General features: G+C 45.4%; 15 protein-coding genes and 1 other RNA gene. 5 read left to right on the top strand and 11 right to left on the bottom strand.

What is annotated here, in order from left to right:
- Window positions 1-240 precede the first annotated feature (240 nt).
- On the top strand, window positions 241-939 hold the full coding sequence (locus tag DNHGIG_RS12965) for a biosynthetic peptidoglycan transglycosylase (protein WP_282199977.1): 699 nt from the start codon (window positions 241-243) through the stop codon (window positions 937-939).
- A gap of 84 nt (window positions 940-1,023) precedes the next feature.
- Window positions 1,024-2,460 (top strand): CotS family spore coat protein, encoded by a 1,437-nt coding sequence (locus DNHGIG_RS12960; protein WP_282199976.1) that lies wholly within the window; start codon window positions 1,024-1,026, stop codon window positions 2,458-2,460.
- On the opposite strand, the gene DNHGIG_RS12955 is transcribed toward DNHGIG_RS12960, so the two are convergent.
- From DNHGIG_RS12955 to rnhA, 3 genes are all read right to left on the bottom strand, one after another.
- The gene (locus DNHGIG_RS12955) at window positions 2,457-2,615 is read right to left on the bottom strand and encodes a carbonic anhydrase (RefSeq protein WP_282199975.1); all 159 of its coding nucleotides are present in this window, start codon (window positions 2,613-2,615) and stop codon (window positions 2,457-2,459) included. The two genes, DNHGIG_RS12960 and DNHGIG_RS12955, sit on opposite strands and share 4 nt — an antisense overlap.
- A gap of 161 nt (window positions 2,616-2,776) precedes the next feature.
- Window positions 2,777-3,949, bottom strand: coding sequence for a tRNA epoxyqueuosine(34) reductase QueG (gene queG, locus DNHGIG_RS12950; RefSeq protein ID WP_282199974.1), 1,173 nt, complete (start codon window positions 3,947-3,949; stop codon window positions 2,777-2,779).
- Window positions 3,950-4,117: 168 nt separating this feature from the next.
- On the bottom strand, window positions 4,118-4,558 hold the full coding sequence (gene rnhA / locus DNHGIG_RS12945) for a ribonuclease HI (protein WP_282199973.1): 441 nt from the start codon (window positions 4,556-4,558) through the stop codon (window positions 4,118-4,120).
- A 100-nt stretch (window positions 4,559-4,658) separates the two neighbouring features.
- Here rnhA and DNHGIG_RS12940 point away from each other — a divergent pair, with 100 nt between their 5' ends.
- Window positions 4,659-5,843, top strand: a complete 1,185-nt coding sequence (locus DNHGIG_RS12940) for an aminotransferase class I/II-fold pyridoxal phosphate-dependent enzyme (RefSeq protein WP_282199972.1) — start codon at window positions 4,659-4,661, stop codon at window positions 5,841-5,843.
- 348 nt (window positions 5,844-6,191) lie between these two features.
- On the opposite strand, the gene DNHGIG_RS21065 is transcribed toward DNHGIG_RS12940, so the two are convergent.
- The 6 genes from DNHGIG_RS21065 to DNHGIG_RS12915 all read right to left on the bottom strand — a co-directional run bounded on the left by DNHGIG_RS21065 (window position 6,192) and on the right by DNHGIG_RS12915 (window position 12,529).
- Complete coding sequence (locus DNHGIG_RS21065; protein ID WP_439647737.1) at window positions 6,192-6,644, bottom strand: YrvL family regulatory protein; 453 nt, start codon at window positions 6,642-6,644, stop codon at window positions 6,192-6,194.
- A gap of 657 nt (window positions 6,645-7,301) precedes the next feature.
- On the bottom strand, window positions 7,302-8,675 hold the full coding sequence (locus DNHGIG_RS12935; protein WP_282199971.1) for a Ger(x)C family spore germination protein: 1,374 nt from the start codon (window positions 8,673-8,675) through the stop codon (window positions 7,302-7,304).
- Window positions 8,647-9,768, bottom strand: coding sequence for a GerAB/ArcD/ProY family transporter (locus DNHGIG_RS12930; RefSeq protein ID WP_282199970.1), 1,122 nt, complete (start codon window positions 9,766-9,768; stop codon window positions 8,647-8,649). The genes DNHGIG_RS12935 and DNHGIG_RS12930 overlap by 29 nt, the downstream gene beginning before the upstream one ends.
- Window positions 9,765-11,651 carry a spore germination protein gene (locus DNHGIG_RS12925; protein ID WP_282199969.1) on the bottom strand — a complete coding sequence of 629 codons (1,887 nt, stop codon included), beginning with the start codon at window positions 11,649-11,651 and terminating at the stop codon, window positions 9,765-9,767. Before DNHGIG_RS12925 ends, DNHGIG_RS12930 begins: the two co-directional genes overlap by 4 nt.
- A 247-nt stretch (window positions 11,652-11,898) precedes the next feature.
- An RNA gene (gene rnpB, locus DNHGIG_RS12920) (RNase P RNA component class B) lies at window positions 11,899-12,280 on the bottom strand.
- A gap of 105 nt (window positions 12,281-12,385) precedes the next feature.
- Window positions 12,386-12,529, bottom strand: a complete 144-nt coding sequence (locus DNHGIG_RS12915; RefSeq protein WP_282199968.1) for a hypothetical protein — start codon at window positions 12,527-12,529, stop codon at window positions 12,386-12,388.
- A gap of 344 nt (window positions 12,530-12,873) precedes the next feature.
- Here DNHGIG_RS12915 and DNHGIG_RS12910 point away from each other — a divergent pair, with 344 nt between their 5' ends.
- Entirely contained in the window at window positions 12,874-13,170 is a 297-nt protein-coding gene (locus tag DNHGIG_RS12910; RefSeq protein WP_282199967.1) for a DUF2614 family zinc ribbon-containing protein, read from the top strand.
- A gap of 152 nt (window positions 13,171-13,322) precedes the next feature.
- On the opposite strand, the gene DNHGIG_RS12905 is transcribed toward DNHGIG_RS12910, so the two are convergent.
- Window positions 13,323-13,610 carry a hypothetical protein gene (locus DNHGIG_RS12905; RefSeq protein WP_282199966.1) on the bottom strand — a complete coding sequence of 96 codons (288 nt, stop codon included), beginning with the start codon at window positions 13,608-13,610 and terminating at the stop codon, window positions 13,323-13,325.
- A gap of 302 nt (window positions 13,611-13,912) precedes the next feature.
- On the opposite strand from DNHGIG_RS12905, the gene nth reads away from it, so the two are divergent.
- Window positions 13,913-14,551 (top strand): endonuclease III, encoded by a 639-nt coding sequence (nth, locus tag DNHGIG_RS12900; RefSeq protein WP_282199965.1) that lies wholly within the window; start codon window positions 13,913-13,915, stop codon window positions 14,549-14,551.
- 80 nt (window positions 14,552-14,631) lie between these two features.
- On the opposite strand, the gene DNHGIG_RS12895 is transcribed toward nth, so the two are convergent.
- A complete protein-coding gene (locus DNHGIG_RS12895; protein ID WP_282199964.1) occupies window positions 14,632-16,050 on the bottom strand; it encodes a bifunctional metallophosphatase/5'-nucleotidase in 1,419 nt (472 codons plus the stop codon).
- Window positions 16,051-16,094 lie beyond the last annotated feature (44 nt).

Raw genomic sequence — 16,094 nt, 5'->3', positions numbered from 1 at the left:
ACCCGCTTATCACTGAACCATAGATGAAACGCTTTCCGCAGATTTCCGCCCGTGCAATCGCTGCCGTTAAAATCGACTGCATGTTCCGGATACGTTAAAAAGAATGGGAAGTTCGTTCTCCCAGTTCAGCCCTAAAAACAAACTTGGTTGAAAAATCGTTGGACTCCTGACTGAGTTGCAGAACACGAGCACAAAAGATACTCTGGGGAAAGAAATCTCTTATAATCAAGGAGACATCGTATGTGGAAAACGCTCAAACGACTCATCGTTTTCGTTATCCTTGTAATCGGCTTCTTCGCAACATGTTCCTTCTATTTCACAGAAGTATTTCCGATTGCCGCAAACGTACGTCAGGCGGTACACATATCTGTCACGGAACATGAAAGTACCTATTCGACGATCGACCAGATTCCTCTTCTTTTTCAAAAAGCGGTCATCGATACGGAGGATCGTCGATTTTACCAACATTTTGGTATCGATTTGCTCGGAATCGCCCGTTCCATTTTCGTTGATCTTTCTGCCCGCAAACCGATTGAAGGAGGAAGTACGATCACTCAGCAACTCGTGCGTGACACATTACTTTCACAAACGAAGACACTTTCGCGTAAAGCAAAAGAGATCGTTTTTGCCGTCGCATTGGAACAAAACATGGAAAAAAGAGAAATCCTTGAACTGTATCTCAATGACGTATACTTCGGTCACGGCGCGTATGGAGCCGCACAGGCGGCAAACGTCTATTTTGGAAAACCTCTAACTTCTTTGTCCTTGCCCGAATGGTCACTGCTGGCCGGTTTACCGAACGCGCCCAAGATTATGATCCATATCAATCATTTACACTCGCGAAGTCAAGACAAAAGGAAATCCTCGATAACATGGTCGAAACCGGCGATATCTCACAAACAGAAGCAGACCAGGCGTACAGGGCCTCCATCCATCTAAAAAACAAATAACGTTTCAACGATTTCTCACATATCCTGATAGAAGAGACCATTCTGCACCCTGGGATCTGTGGAGGTGAGCGGCATGGCGAATAAAGGCCAGATTCCTGATTGGCTTAAACAGCTTTGGAAGGAACTCACCACCCCACCGCACTTCGTTCCTCAACCCAATAAAAAAAATGCGAACAAAGAAAAATCGGATACCCATTCATCACATGAGAAGCGGAAAAAAGAGGAACATGTAGAGGATGACGACGACCGCCCGTCCTGGTGGTCGTCGTGGTCCATTTCCCCTGTGATCGAAAAGAGGAAAAAAGCGAAAACGAAAGCCAGGGTAGCGAATACACGCAAAAAAAAAGGAAAATCAGTTAAACGCACCAACAAGACACCCTCTTACTCGGTTCATCCGAATCTTCAATCGACGCAAAGAAACATCGCTTCACACCATGATCCTTTATACACACAAAGCGAATCCCTTTGGGTCAACGTTCCGCAGGAGAGACGTGAGATCGAAGATGTGTTCATCCGCCAGGGGTATCACCCTCAAGTGATCGAGCGATACCCTTTTTCTGTCTATAAAGCTGAACCGTTCGGCTCGATTATTCGCTTACAAACGTCTGATGGGTGGAAGGCGATCAAACGCACACACCTTCCCCCTGAGCGCATCGAGTTTATGGATCAAGCGGTTCGTCACGTCATGAAGCGCGGGTTCACACGCATCGCTCCGTTCGCGCTAACCAAGAAGAAAACCCCATATGCGATCGCCGGCGGGAATGTATATTACATGAGTGATTGGGTAACAGGACAGGACTGCGATTTTACATCGATGGTTCATCTCGCCGAAGCTGCGCAGACCCTCGCCCATTTCCATCTCGCATCGATTGGGTTTGAACCGAGTGCAATGATTCCCCCCACTTCTTTTCATATATTGGAAATGTTTCAACAACGCAGCAAAGACTTGGCGGCCTTTAAAAAGAAAATCCGTATCAAGAGCAAATTGGACGCAATGGATAAATTTTTCTTGGAACATATCGACGAGTATCAGAAACAAGCGCAAAAAGCGATCTTGATCGTATCAGATCCGAGCGTAAAAAATTTCTTGTCACGCGATGCAAAGAATCCTGGCCTCTGTCATCTCGACGTCACACCGCGCAACCTCATTTATAACACGAAGCATCACGTCCATCTGATCGATTTGGATTTCATGACATTTGCTCCGCGCGCCTTGGATATCGCCCATCTGATGCGCCGAAGTATGCAGAAAACAGGGTGGGCACGTGAAGTCTCGCTCGTGTGTCTCGTCAATGTAAACAGTGTCAAAAAAATCTCGCGTGACGAATATTTACTGATCTACGCGTTGCTCACATTCCCGCACCGTTTCTGGCATATCGCTTATGCTCACTACACGTTGCAAGCGAACGGTCATTCACTCGGATATCTCCAACAATTGCATGCGCTCGAAGAAAAAAAACGCGCTTTTCTGCAGACCTTCGAGCAACAAGTACAAAGGTATATCGATTAATGTCTGACAAGATCATATCCGTCGACTACAAGATCCAGTTTTCCTGTTCGCGGGTCAACCACCAAGCCGTGAACAGGAATATTCGCTTCCGAGATAAATGGATGGTTTTTAATCATGGACACGGTATGACGGACACTGTCGAAAGATGTTTTCAAACGGTTTTAACCAATCAGCGAGATCGATGCCCGCATATTCGATCATTCTGGACGGTCTTTTGTGAGATACCTTCTTCCATGAGATTTTGTACGAATACCTCATGATTAACGGTTTGCATCCCGCAATCATGATGCCCCACACTTGATATAAATTCTTGTTCTCATTCCTTTTCATCATCCGCTTTGATCGATTCATTTCCTGGATGCCCATTCTTGCCCAGAACATCCTCCATTTCTTGCAGGACAAGCGGATCCTTTTCGTTCATTCGCGCTTCCCGGATCGCCTTCACGGCTTCATCTGTTCCTATTTTACCAAGAGCCCAAACGGTTGTCCCTCTCAATTCAGGGCGCTCATCTTTCAAAAACGGGAGCAGTTGAGGAACAGCCCTTTTTTCTCGTATATTTCCAAGCGCAATAATCGCATTTCGTTTGATCACGGTAAGCCCTCTCCATGCAGCCGCCGTGTGCCCGTACCTGCGCTTGAATTGCTTATTGCTCATGTGGAGCAGCTCGATCAATTCAGGGAAAGACAATTCGGGTTCCGGCACGAAATCCGCATGCCCGGAGAAAGTGATCCCTTTATTGCTGGGGCAAACGACTTGACAAGTGTCACATCCCCAAATTCTCGTCCCCATTTTGCTGCGAAACTCTCGGGGAATTATCCCTTTCATCTGCGTGATGTATGCAAGACATTTTGACGAATCGATGGTAAAAGGAGAGATGATCGCTCCCGTTGGACAAGCGCGCATGCATAAGTCACAATCGCCACAACGAGAACCCTCAAAAGGCCGATACGGTTCGATTTTTACATCTGTTACAAGCTGCCCTAAGAACACCCAAGAACCAAACTGTTCGGTGATAATATTGCAGTTTTTTCCGAACCAACCAATTCCTGCTCTTTCTGCCACTGCGCGGTCAACCAGTGGTCCGGTATCTACGGAAGCATGCCAAGCGATCGCCCGACCTAATTTTCTTTCGATCGCATGGGCGAGTTCCTCCAGTTTCTTCCGCAAGATCGGATGGTAATCGTTCCCCCACGCGTATTTCGATAAGACGCCTCTCGTTCCCTTCGGTCTCCTGAGTGTATGATGGTGATCGGTATAATAAGCCATACCGATGGCGACGATCGATTTCGCATCGGGCACAAGCCGGGACGGATCGACACGCTCTTCAATGATCGGATGCTCAAATCCGGATTCATACCCTTTCTCCCTATGTTCCGTAAGCCGTTCCGTTAACCCGCAGAATGGTTCGGACGTTGTCACCCCTAGTAGGTCAATATCGAGTTGTTGGCGTATCTCTTCCATATCTCTGATGCTGAGTTCGTATTCCATTGGAGTCACCTCCTCCCCCACAGTCATCCTATATTCGAATGTGACTTCGGCAGTTTTCTCGATCGGGAGTTGTATGCGTTCATACTCCCTGGAGAACATGGGTTTATACCGTTAACGATTCACTCGGAAGCGTGACGACAGCATGCTCTGTACCGTTGGCCATCCCGACTAGGCTTCCTGCTGTGCGGCGGCTTCCCGAGCCAATTCATCACAACGCTCGTTCCAAAACTCCCCTGCATGGCCCTTAACCTTGACCCATTCCACGTCATGAATCGCACAGAGTTGCAACAGTTCTTCCCAACGCTCCCGGTTGGCAACGGGCTCCCCTTTAGCGTTTTTCCATCCGCGTTTTTTCCAGCCCACGTACCACTTTTGCGAGAAACAGTTGATGAGATAAGCGGAATCGCTGTGCAATTTTACTTTGCATGGTTCTTTCAGCAATTTTAGCGCTTCGATCGCCGCTTGGAGTTCCATTTTCTGATTGGTCGTAACGCGTTCCCCACCGGAGATTTCTTTCTTATTCTCGCCATAAAGTAGGACGGCGGCCCATCCTCCCGGCCCCGGGTTCCCTGAACATGCACCGTCCGTATAGATCAATACTTCCTTCATTCCTATCCCTCCGTCCACTTGTAGCTTGATTATATCATGGGATTGATAATCCCTCCTGTTTTTAGGGAATAATAGCGGGGATGTAAAGGAGGGTAAACATATGCGTAAAGCGGAAAAATTAGCGGGACTACCCCCGTATATTTTCGCTCAACTGGATGAGAAAGTGTATCGGTTAAGAGAATCAGGCGTCAAAGATATCGTCGATCTGGGCAAAGCGGATCCCGATCATCCGACACCGGATGCTGTCGTGAAACGATTACAGGAAACAGCAGCCGATCCGGAAAATCATCACTATCCGGCGTTTCGCGGCTCCCTTTTCTTTCGTGAACATATTGCAAAATGGTACAAGGAACGCTTCGGTGTAAACGTGGATCCGGAAAAAGAAGTCATCGCACTCATCGGTTCAAAAGAGGGACTTTTTCACATCTCACTCGCCTATTTGCAACAAGGGGATGTGGGACTCGTGCCCGACCCCTCGTTCCCCGCTTACAATGACGGAGTTTTCTTTGCGGGGGGCGAGACATATCGGATGAAACTTACCAGGGAAAATCATTACCTGCCGGATCTTCAGAGCATCCCCGAAGAAATAAAAAAACGAACCCAATTGATGTTTCTCAATTACCCGAATAACCCTACCGGTGTACTCGCGCCCGATACGTATATTCAAGAAGTCATTCGTTTCGCGCAAGAGAACCGGATCATCGTCTGTTATGACCATGCATACTGTGAAATTTATTATGACGGAAAGAAACCGAGAAGTTTTCTGGAGTTTGAAGGAGGAAAGGATGTAGGCGTTGAGTTTATCACTTTCTCAAAAACGTTTAACATGGCCGGTTGGCGATTGGGGGCCGCTTTCGGAAACGAGGAAATCATCAATTCCCTACTCGTCGTGCAAAGCCATATCAATTCAGGTGTGTTCTCCCCCATCCAATTCGCTGGTGTGACTGCACTCGAACAGGTTTGGCACACCGATTTTCCCGAAACGAACCGCAAGGAATACCAGCGCCGGCGTGATTACGCGATGGATAAGTTCCGCTCGATCGGTTGGGATGTACATAAGCCGGATGCGACCGTTTACCTTTGGGTCCCTGTTCCGCAAGGGATGACTTCACTCGATTTTGCCAACAAGCTGTTAGATGAATACAGGGTGGTCGTCGCTCCGGGCAACGCGTTTGGCCAAACGGGTGAGGGATTTGTGCGCCTTTCATTAACCACCGCGTACGAGAACGTGGTCAAAGGGATTGACAGGCTCTGTGAAGCGATTACAAAGTGGCGAACATCATAGTTTAAAAACGTAGAGCGTTCCACATGATTTGAGTCCGATATCCTTTATAAAAATGATTCAGGCAACTAACAAAAATTGAGCCATTTCGCTTCCTCTTTAGTAGAATAAGTTTGCCGACCAATCTACTTAGGAGGAATGGAAAATGGCTCAATTTGCGAGGTCTATTTCAGAGGGATCAAGCGGTAGACACTCCCTCATACTCTCTCCGCTCGAGCGAGGAAGGTCCTTCCCAGTGGCATGATTCAGAATTCGAATAACCACATTTCTCGGCAAATGAGCCTTATATAACGATTATTGGCCGGTTATCATAAGAGAATGAAAATGTTATGGTAGAACATCTCTTAAGAATCATTTAGTCTGCTGATCTTTCTGCTCTGTGTCTTTTTTCTGTACATATCTATCGAATATTTGCACTATTTCAAAAACAATGTAAAACACACACGTAATTGCAATCTCTGATACATACGTAGAAAAAGTAACCCCACTTATATATTCATCCACAACATGTATAAGCAGAAAAAGAAGAATGAATTGCAATAAAAATAAGAAAAAACCCTTGTGCTTATTAAATTTTCTGTACTTTGTCTCTATTATTGCTTCGATCAACATGATAGGAAAATCTATAGCCACCAGGAATATAAGTACTGAAACAATAAATTCTACTGCAGAAAGCCATGAGTCAATACGTACTCCAAATACATTCGTATACTGCAGGATTTTCATTAGTAAAATGAATGCTGAGAATAATAAAACCAATGAAAAAACAACTATACTTGTTATGATTATAATTATTGATCCCAAAGATTCTTTTTTTTTTTCATTATAAAAACGTGGCTCCCTCTTTCATTCGAAAAGACTACCTTCCACCTTGTGAAATAGAAGTAGGTGAAAGTATATTTTTACCATTAAAATAAAATGTTGGATCAAATCTCGTTTTATACTATCTTATTTCTTCAATAAAATCCTCATTTTTTTACTTATAAGTATATATATGGTTTCTACATAAAATCTCAAAAACCTTCTTTTTAAATCAAAATATTTAAATGATTCAATTGTGGAAGTGTTTGGCATTCCCATATCTGTAGGCTCGCTGCTTATAAATTCCGCCTGTACGTCGTGAAGGGAAACATCCACTTGCTTGCGTACACGGTCAACCATTTCATCGGCCTTACGAACGCGATCTCTTCTATTATTTTTTCAGAAAACCAAGGGGGATGTCCCTCAGTCATTAGACTTTTGGGACAGCCCCTTTGTATGGAATCAACTGATGCTTTTAAAAACAATAACCGCAGCGATAAAAAATGTGAGAACCGCGATCAAGTACGCCCCGACCGCACCCGTATGATGACCTCTTCTCCTCATCCAACGAGCAAAATTTATAACATAGATTGTTACACCAGTAGGAACTAACATTAAAATCATGAAATTAAACACAGCACCCACTGAGATTCTCCTTTCCTATTGAGAAATGGGCGGTGCCAATTGTACACCCACGCGCCGTAACTTGAAATTCACATCGACATCAATATCGGCAGTCTTTAATTTTTCTCTCCAATCGTACGCCTTAAGGTCTTGCATCGTTAAAAACTGTCCTCGTATATGATTGACGATGCCGACTGGATCCGCTTGATACTTGTGATAGAGTGTGTTGAGGAGAGAAAGAATTCTTGCCCGAACCTTATCCGCTACGATTTTTTCCACCAGATCTGCCTTCCCTTCTTTTGTAAAATCTGTTCCGGCCATCTCACCCAACAGATCTCCTTCAAGACTGAGATGAATACGTATCTGAAGCGGTTCCTTCAACGGTATGACCTCAAATTGAGGGGGGCGCGCCTGTTTGATCTCAACCGTTATGTAATCATTCTTCGAATAAGGGTTCGCAAAGATCGCTTGCGTTCGATTTAATTCACCGCGAAGGGACAACAGCATACGGGTATCAATTCCATCCAGGATCGTTACCAGCTTGTCTTTTTGAAACACGGCCATACCTATAAACTCAAGCGGATTGCCCCCCTGTCGCTTAACTTGTCCAGGTTCAAAAGAGATGTCTTGTCCTTTAATTTTGATTTTTTCTCCCGATTCTTGTTTGGCTCCTTTCCCTCCCGTTTCTCCCTCCGTACCCTCATCGCCACCTTTTCCGTCTCCCTTGCTCTTGTTCTTTTTCTTTTCTTCTTCCGCTTGTACCTTAACATCTTCGTTTACTGCAAAAACACCCGTATACGGATCTTCATGAACCGACTCGACCGCAGTTACAAAATCGTGCAGCATGATCGTGGTGCTTAGTCCAGTATGTCTGCCTACTTGCCTAACATCCTCGTTATACCTTGTGACCGTATTTTCAAGTATGGGTTTGTTGGCATCGAACGCCTCTTTCGCCTTTCCCTTAACGACTGATACAAAAATCGTTCTCCGAAACTCACGAGAGCGGACAAGCGGTCTTATATACGGTAGAATACCTCTTCTGGCCAGATCTTCCCCGAAAACTACAATGGACAATTGAATCAATGATACGCGCCGCTCCACGCTCGTATTTAAAAGGTTTAACGCTTCTTCCACAGTATGTGCACGAATGGTAATCGCTTTCGCCCCGCCGACCTCTTCTCCACCGCCGGCGCCACCGCCCCCTCCGCCGCTACCTCCACCCGTTAGTTTACGGGGAACAGCCACACGAGCAGTCACATCGATTGTATCGCCAGGTCCTTTATCAAACCCCATCGAAACGACGAATGCCATCTCCTCAAGTTCTACACGGTCATAACATCCGCTTAGCAGAGGACATAGCAGAATCAGTATGAGCAAGAGATTAAGAAGCAGGCCTCGTTTTGTTCTCACGAGTGCCATCCCCCTTTCTTCTGCGAATGTCCACTACCACTGCAACAAGAGCGGGTAAAACAAGTACAATGATCCACCCCCAGTTGAATAAATAAGTGACGTCATAATGCAAGGTTTCAGGAAAGCTTTTCGGCATAAATGAAAGGGAATAAATGATCAGCGTAAAAGCAATAACCAATGGGCGATAAACGGGCATCTTCCAAACGGTAGCCGTTATATATGAAATGAGCCAAAGACCTGTCGCCATTTTAATGACGGCACACGCCACCCAAATAAAAACAAACGCGGATTCCAGCCTCTGAAAAAATCTTCCCAGATAAATCAATCGAGCAAACTGATACATCGGAAATGGCATTTTCTCCGCTGTTTCCGCTGGAAAAACCATGAGTAACATGAGCATCACTCCGGTATAAAGCAGTGAAACCAGCAGGATACTCCAAAATCCGACTGTTACAAAGTCTTCCTTTTTCCGTAAGAGAGGCGCCAAAACACTCAAAGCGAATATGTTTGTAAATACGCTGCCAAATTGGATACTTTGGAAAACCGTTTGTTCCAATCCATATCCCCACAAAGGAAGCAAATATTCGGGTTGTGCCCAGTTCAGGTTAAACACCAGTAATAGGACAGTCCCCAAGAGGATCCAAGGGCCAACAAACCATGCGACACGCGTCAAACCTTCAATTCCCATATAGGCAAAATAGAAAATCACGAGTAAAAACGGCAATGCGACAAACCCTACCGGAGACTTTGGCAGTACAGTCGTAACTACCGTTTCCGTAAACTGACGCATCTCACTCGCTGTTGTCAATACTAAGAAAATCGCATAGAGAGAACCGACAATTCCCCCAATCCCCCACCCTAACTCTTTCTGTCCGAGAATAAGAAGGCTTTCAAGCCCATATCGATTGATCACCCTCCCACATATCTTGAAGAAAATGAATGCGAACATCATCGAAAGCAGAGGGATCATCCATCCGGCCTCCCCGCCTCTAGCCGCCAATTGTTGCGGATAACTTAAGAAAATATCAGTAGCAGAAAATATCGTAACCAATGCAATCATTTCTACTTTTCCCACATGTCCTGTTCGAATCATGATTCATCCCCCTGGTTCCGGTTAGGCGTATTTTTTTTCTCACTGGCCCGCCGTGCCTCTTTTGAATCATGTTCCATCGGATCCCAAGGACGTGAGTATTCCCCTTGACGTCTCGTATCAAGCGGTCGCAAGGCCCAATTTCTCGTCTTCTGATCCATCACCTTTCCACGAATGACTACATCCGCTGAAGAGCGTCGATATGGAGTTATAGGCGATAGATACGGAACTCCAAATGAATAGATGGTCGATAAAAACATCACCGAGACCATGACTCCGAGAGCAACCCCGTAAAATCCGTAAACGGCGGCTAACATGAGGTACAAGAAACGTAATACACGAACCGAAAAAGCAAAAATTTGATTAGGAATGGTAAAGGAAGCCAATGCAGTGACCGCAACGGCAACCACCAGTAGCGGTGAAATAATTCCCGCTTGAACAGCCGCTTGTCCTAAAATCAAAGCCCCGACGATACCGATCGTTGGACCAATCACTGAAGGAATCCGGATACCCGCTTCGCGGATGAATTCTAGTGATAACTCCATCAGTACAACTTCAAAAACAACGGGAAACGGTACACGTTCGCGAGATGCGGAAATCGCTAGCATCAAGTCGGTGGGAATCATCTCTGGATGGTAGTTGGTTAGAGCGATATAGAAACTTGGCAAAAGAAGTGCAAACACAAGTGATACGAAGCGGATCAAGCGGCTAAACGTCCCTAAAGGCCAACGTATAAAAGCATCTTCAGAAGTATGTAACATGGACCAGAATAATACAGGAACGATGAGAACGAACGGGCTTTGTCCAACGAAAATCGCTACATGTCCTTCAACAAGAAAAGAGGCCACTCGATCGGGCCGCTCTGTTAACATGATTTTGGGGACGATATTGATCGGCGAATCTTCGATGAATTGTCCGAGTATTCCACTGTCTTGTATGAAGTCCACATCGATGGCCTTTATTCTCCGTTTGACTTCCCGAACCAGCTTCGGATTTGTCAAACCGTCAATATACATGATCGCCACATCGGTAATGCCAAGCTTGCCCACTTGCATCATCTCAGTCACCAATCGCTCTGAACGAAGACGCGCACGGACAAGTCCCGTATTTGCACGAAAATTTTCAGTAAACGCATCCTGCGGTCCTATCACCACTGATTCTGTGCGCGCTTGGCTGACACTGCGGTGTTCCCACCCTTTTGTTTCCATTACGATAGCTTTGTTGACCCCATCGATAAACACAGCAGTTGATCCGGCAAGGATTCCATTTTTAACGTCCACCCATTTCGAGGATTCTGACACCTGATTGCTGGGAAGGAGTTCCTCTTTGACCCTTTTGAATTTGTCTTCCGCACTTGATTCCTCTGCGATGTTTGACAATACCATTAAAGGTTCCAATAGATGGAAGTTTATGACCTTTTTATCGGATAATCCGTCCACAAAGACGGCAAAACAGCGAATCGATCCTGAAGCAATCGTAAATTCTCGGACAACAACATCTTTATTGCGTGGTAGACGGAAAATGGCCTCAATGGTTTTCCGATTTTCCTGAAGATTACAGTACAGTTCCTCCGGTATGTGCGAATCTTCGTCCTCATTCGTTCTCTGTCTTTCTTTTTCCCGTTTCTTCACCTTTTTGTCCAGTTCTTGTTGTTTCAATTCTTGCAAGGGAATCGGTTTCACAAAAGTTTTTTTATCTCTTGGGTTTGAACGTTTTTCCTGCTCATTTTCTTTATCGTCGACAGATTGATGTCCCTGATCGTCAGCCGCTTGCTCTTCCCGCTCTTCTCTGTCATCATCTTCATCGCGATCCCCCAGACTGAAGCGTTCGTCGAGAATCGAATCATCAACTGTAAATATCCGGGACACTCTCGACCAAAATGACATAGGAAACCTCCTTCCAGAAAAACTGTATGTAGCCATAGATTGCCCGATTCAACCAAAATCATGAATGCAATCAAGCTTATATTTCGCAGAATACAAAAAGGGATCGAGCTGTTCGCTCGATCCCTTTTATCGAGGTTGTTCATACATTTACTTAGTCGATTTGTCATACGCCGCTCCAAGAACTACGAGTCCCCGTTCATCCTTCTTGAGCTCTTTCGTATCCGTCAGGTTATCTGCACTGCAGAAAAGCTGTAAGCCACGTTTTGTACCTTTCGTGCTGCGGTTGCAAGCCTTGCACTACTCGGTGGCAACCATCTATCTATCGGTTTTCACCGATCCGCCGATTGGTTCCTGTTCCCTCCCGGCAGTTCCCCTACCATAATTTGGGTTTCTCGCAGATGGGGTTTACCTCGTTCCACCATCTCCGTTTCCAGAGATGCTACGTCACTGTGGCACTTTCAGGATAATCGGAGCATATCCTTGTGGACGTAGCTCCTTTCTCCGCCGTCAGCTCTACACGAGCTGCCCTGACTTATGAATTCGTCAGGCATCCGAACTCCGGGCATCTCAGCCTGGGCGAGCGTGGACTTTCCTCACCGTTTACAGAAACGGCGCGGTTGCCCGCTTTTCTGCAATAACCACTTTGCCGTTTGAGCGGCGACAGACTCAATCTTATCACAGAATGATCTCCGACTCAATGAGAGTCTGCAAACAAATTCATACAAAAGTATTTTTTATGTTTCACGCGTACGAATATGCGTGATTTTGCGCCTCATTTCCTTAATAATCGCGAGAATTACATGCAGCTTGCTCGTCATGATCTGCGCATACTTGTAATCGTGTATGAAGACCAATCGTTCGCGACGGTGAAGATTCACCCCCCTGAATCGAACCCGCAAAATGCGAAGCAAGCACATAATCGATCGGCTTTTCATCGTATAACGATCGCATGTCATCAAAGTTATACCTGCGACAGAAGAAAATATAATTTTTAGTACATCTGTCGCAATCGCAATCGTTAAGGAATCAGTGCCATGCGAACAATCGTGTTCTCTTATCATGATGCCGCGATCAATCACGAGTTAAAATTGTTAACAATTCTCATTATCCCGGCGAATATAAGTATACTCGTCTTCCGTGTGATGTAAAGCCTTCGAAACGTTACATGGTGCCTTGAACTATATCGGCACTGAAGAAGAATCGGAAAGGAGTTCTCTACATTATGAAGCTTCACCGTCTACGCAACATTGCTTTGGGATTGATTTTATTTTCTTTTTTTATTATGTATATGGGTGTATTTGTCAGATCCTTGTTACCCATTTTCTTTATTCTTGGTACGATTTGTCTTCTAGTTTCTGTCTCCATTTATTTTCATATGGGGGTCATCTCGATGAAGATCCCTCAAATCACGTGTCCCGGCTGTAATCGCACAACGAAAGTCATCGGACGGGAAGACGGATGTATGTATTGTCGGACACCGATTCGTCTCGATGAAAACGGACAATGGATGCAGTATTAAAACACGTTTGATCTAGCGGATGACCGCTAGGTTTTTTCATGTTCTGTAATTCTCCAAGCAGAAAGGCCGGAGAGAGTTTCTCCGACCTTGTTCGATTCATGCTCGATTTGATGGATGAGTTTATATCTAAGGGGCTATTTTACTGCGACTGTTCAAGCGTATGCGACACTTTCCATCGAATTCTTTTGTACCGCTTTCCCCATTAACGATTGAATTTCAACATCTGCATAGAGCAACTCCATAAACTTGCGAATGATTTGTTCTTGCTCTAATATTTTTTCGTCTGAAACAACCTTGTTTAAATAAACCCCTCGATGTATTGAATAACTGTCTGTATCAATAAATAGAGCAATTTCTAATCCATCGAGTGCCTTCCTATCCTCTTCGTTTAGCAACTTAGCGGCAAAACCGTCGAAGTCGATAAAAATCAAGCGATCCATTTTCCTCTACCACTCCTTGTTCTCGTTTACTGATACCAAACAGTAAGATCTTACGAAATTGAGGAGCAAACATTCGAGGTGAACTGTGAATAATTCGTGAAAGACACTTGAGAACGAGAGATTGTTTCATGCCTATTATAAATCACGAACAATGGATAATTATTGACGAACTGTTAAAATTTATTACAAATTCGTAAAAGAGAATTTCTTTCTAGCTTCCTTGAATGTGAATATCGCGAAAGGAATAGTTAGGAACCCTTCCATGCGTGCTTTTTTTCGTTATAATGATACGTGGTGATTCTATGAACAAAAAGAATGTACGAAGAATCCTTGACACATTGAAAGATATGTTCCCTGACGCACACTGCGAACTGAACCATTCGAATCCGTTTGAACTGCTTATCGCCGTCGTTCTTTCTGCCCAATCAACCGATAAAAAAGTGAATGAAGTGACAGAAACATTGTTTCGAAAGTACAAGACCCCACAAGACTATGTACATGTACCGCTTGAAGAACTGGAACATGATATCAAGCATATCGGTCTCTACCGTAATAAAGCAAAAAATATTCAAGCTTTGTGCAGAACACTGATTGAAGAACATAACGGTGAAGTCCCGCAAACACTTGAAGAATTGACCAAGCTTGCCGGTGTCGGTCGCAAGACTGCCAACGTCGTGGTATCCAATGCATTCGGTGTTCCCGCAATCGCGGTAGACACACACGTGGAAAGGGTTAGTAAACGCTTGGGCTTATGTAAGTGGGATGACAGCGTTTTGGAAGTGGAAAAGACATTGATGAAGCTGGTACCAAAAGAAGAATGGACACAGACGCATCACAGGCTCATTTTCTTTGGCAGATATCACTGCAAAGCACAAAGGCCTGCCTGTGAGTCGTGTCCATTGTCTGACATCTGCAGGGAAGGAAAAAAACGTTTGAAATGAAGTTTGAATTCAGTGACAGTCGGTCTTTTGAGAAGCTTGTTGCTTACACTCTCGAAGGAAACCGGCTGTTTTACGTTCTGTCATTCTTTTCGGATCCTCCGCGGCACATATGCCCTCTCTAACGCTCCCGGATCTTTCAACGCCCGCTCCAGCAATTCGCGCAAGAAGATCGGTTCGTGACGCAAATGGCGACCGAGTTTTACTTCTTCATAGACGCCGGAAAACGTCAGATAATCGATCGTGGCACAGCTATATAGATGATCATCAAGTAACGGCTGATCACCAACGCGAACGGAGAGAAGAGCACCGTCATGACCGACTTCCCACGTGACTCCGGAAACAGCCATCGTTCCGATCTCACGACCGCGAAATCCGAAACCGAAACCAATTTTTTCAAAGTAAGCAGGCAATAGCGACTTGGCAAATATGCGCTTTAATTCTGCACCCGTATACTTGCCCGTAACCGGCATGATTGGTGATGGACAACAATTGAGCAGCATCATTTTAGTTACGGCTCCCGGTCCCAACGATGATAAAAGCGTTCCCGTATTGAAAAATGCGATCTCCGTCCCCGTTAAAAGTCTCAATTCATCCGCTAACAAATTCGCAAGCGGAGACTCTCCATCAATGCGATTGTACAGCGTGCACGGCAGATCGGCCACCACGGTGGACAAAGTACGTTGGGCAACTTCGCGCCACTCGCTGAACACTCGAGCGAGCTCTCCATCCACCTCGTTTTCTTCTTCATTTGGAATCACGATGCCACTAACATCTCGTACCTTACGGGAAATATGATCGTAATCCAATACCATATGTCCGTAATACGCGGCATACTTTCCCGCTTGACCGATCCATGTGTCGCCCACTCGTTCCGGTCGCTCCAACACATGATGCGTATGGCCGCCTAGGATCACGTCGATTCCCGGTACATTTGCAGCGATTCGGCGGTCTGCTTTTAACCCCAAATGAGAAAGCAACACAATGATATCTGCTCCCTTTTCCCGAAGAATGCGCACTTGTTCAACCGCGCACTCTTCCGGATTCACGACTTGCACGCCTCCTCTCTCGTAATAAGTGGCAAATGGGGCCGTCAAGCCGAACACGCCCAGTGTAACTCCTTCACGGTAAATCAGAGAGTGTTCGCGAAAAAACGGATACCGCCTTCCATCTTCCAGTTTAAACAGGTTGGATACGAGCACGGGAATTGAAGCTTCCTGGCAAAATGCTTCCCAGGATTGTTGCGGTAACGTCAAGCCTTCATTGTTGCCGAATACAAACCCGTCATACCCCAGCTCTCGCAACAAAGCGGCATTAGTCAACCCGAACGTTCCATCCGTTTCGGCCCGCGAACGATCCGCGTGATCACCGATGTCAAATAAAAAGACGATCTCTCCTCTGGCCTGCAACTCGTCTCGTAAATCCCGAATGGAACTGGCTAATTTCAGAAATTCCTCGTAATGACTATGAACGTCGTTCGTATGGATCAAATGGATATTCATACCCTTATTATAGCAAAAACCGCGCAACGCGCGGTCAGTCTCTT

Source organism: Collibacillus ludicampi (assembly GCF_023705585.1).
Taxonomy (GTDB): Bacteria; Bacillota; Bacilli; order Tumebacillales; family BOQE01; genus Collibacillus; species Collibacillus ludicampi.
This window is presented reverse-complemented; position numbering and strand designations above follow the sequence as displayed.

Bases quoted from the DNA above. Each gene is read 5' to 3' on its own strand.
- DNHGIG_RS12965 (WP_282199977.1), top strand. From the start codon at position 241: ATGTGGAAAACGCTCAAACGACTCATCGTTTTCGTTATCCTTGTAATC.
- DNHGIG_RS12960 (WP_282199976.1), top strand. From the start codon at position 1,024: ATGGCGAATAAAGGCCAGATTCCTGATTGGCTTAAACAGCTTTGGAAG.
- queG (WP_282199974.1), bottom strand. From the start codon at position 3,949: ATGGAATACGAACTCAGCATCAGAGATATGGAAGAGATACGCCAACAA.
- rnhA (WP_282199973.1), bottom strand. From the start codon at position 4,558: ATGAAGGAAGTATTGATCTATACGGACGGTGCATGTTCAGGGAACCCG.
- DNHGIG_RS12940 (WP_282199972.1), top strand. From the start codon at position 4,659: ATGCGTAAAGCGGAAAAATTAGCGGGACTACCCCCGTATATTTTCGCT.
- DNHGIG_RS12930 (WP_282199970.1), bottom strand. From the start codon at position 9,768: ATGATTCGAACAGGACATGTGGGAAAAGTAGAAATGATTGCATTGGTT.
- DNHGIG_RS12925 (WP_282199969.1), bottom strand. From the start codon at position 11,651: ATGTCATTTTGGTCGAGAGTGTCCCGGATATTTACAGTTGATGATTCG.
- DNHGIG_RS12910 (WP_282199967.1), top strand. From the start codon at position 12,874: ATGAAGCTTCACCGTCTACGCAACATTGCTTTGGGATTGATTTTATTT.
- DNHGIG_RS12905 (WP_282199966.1), bottom strand. From the start codon at position 13,610: ATGGATCGCTTGATTTTTATCGACTTCGACGGTTTTGCCGCTAAGTTG.
- nth (WP_282199965.1), top strand. From the start codon at position 13,913: ATGAACAAAAAGAATGTACGAAGAATCCTTGACACATTGAAAGATATG.
- DNHGIG_RS12895 (WP_282199964.1), bottom strand. From the start codon at position 16,050: ATGAATATCCATTTGATCCATACGAACGACGTTCATAGTCATTACGAG.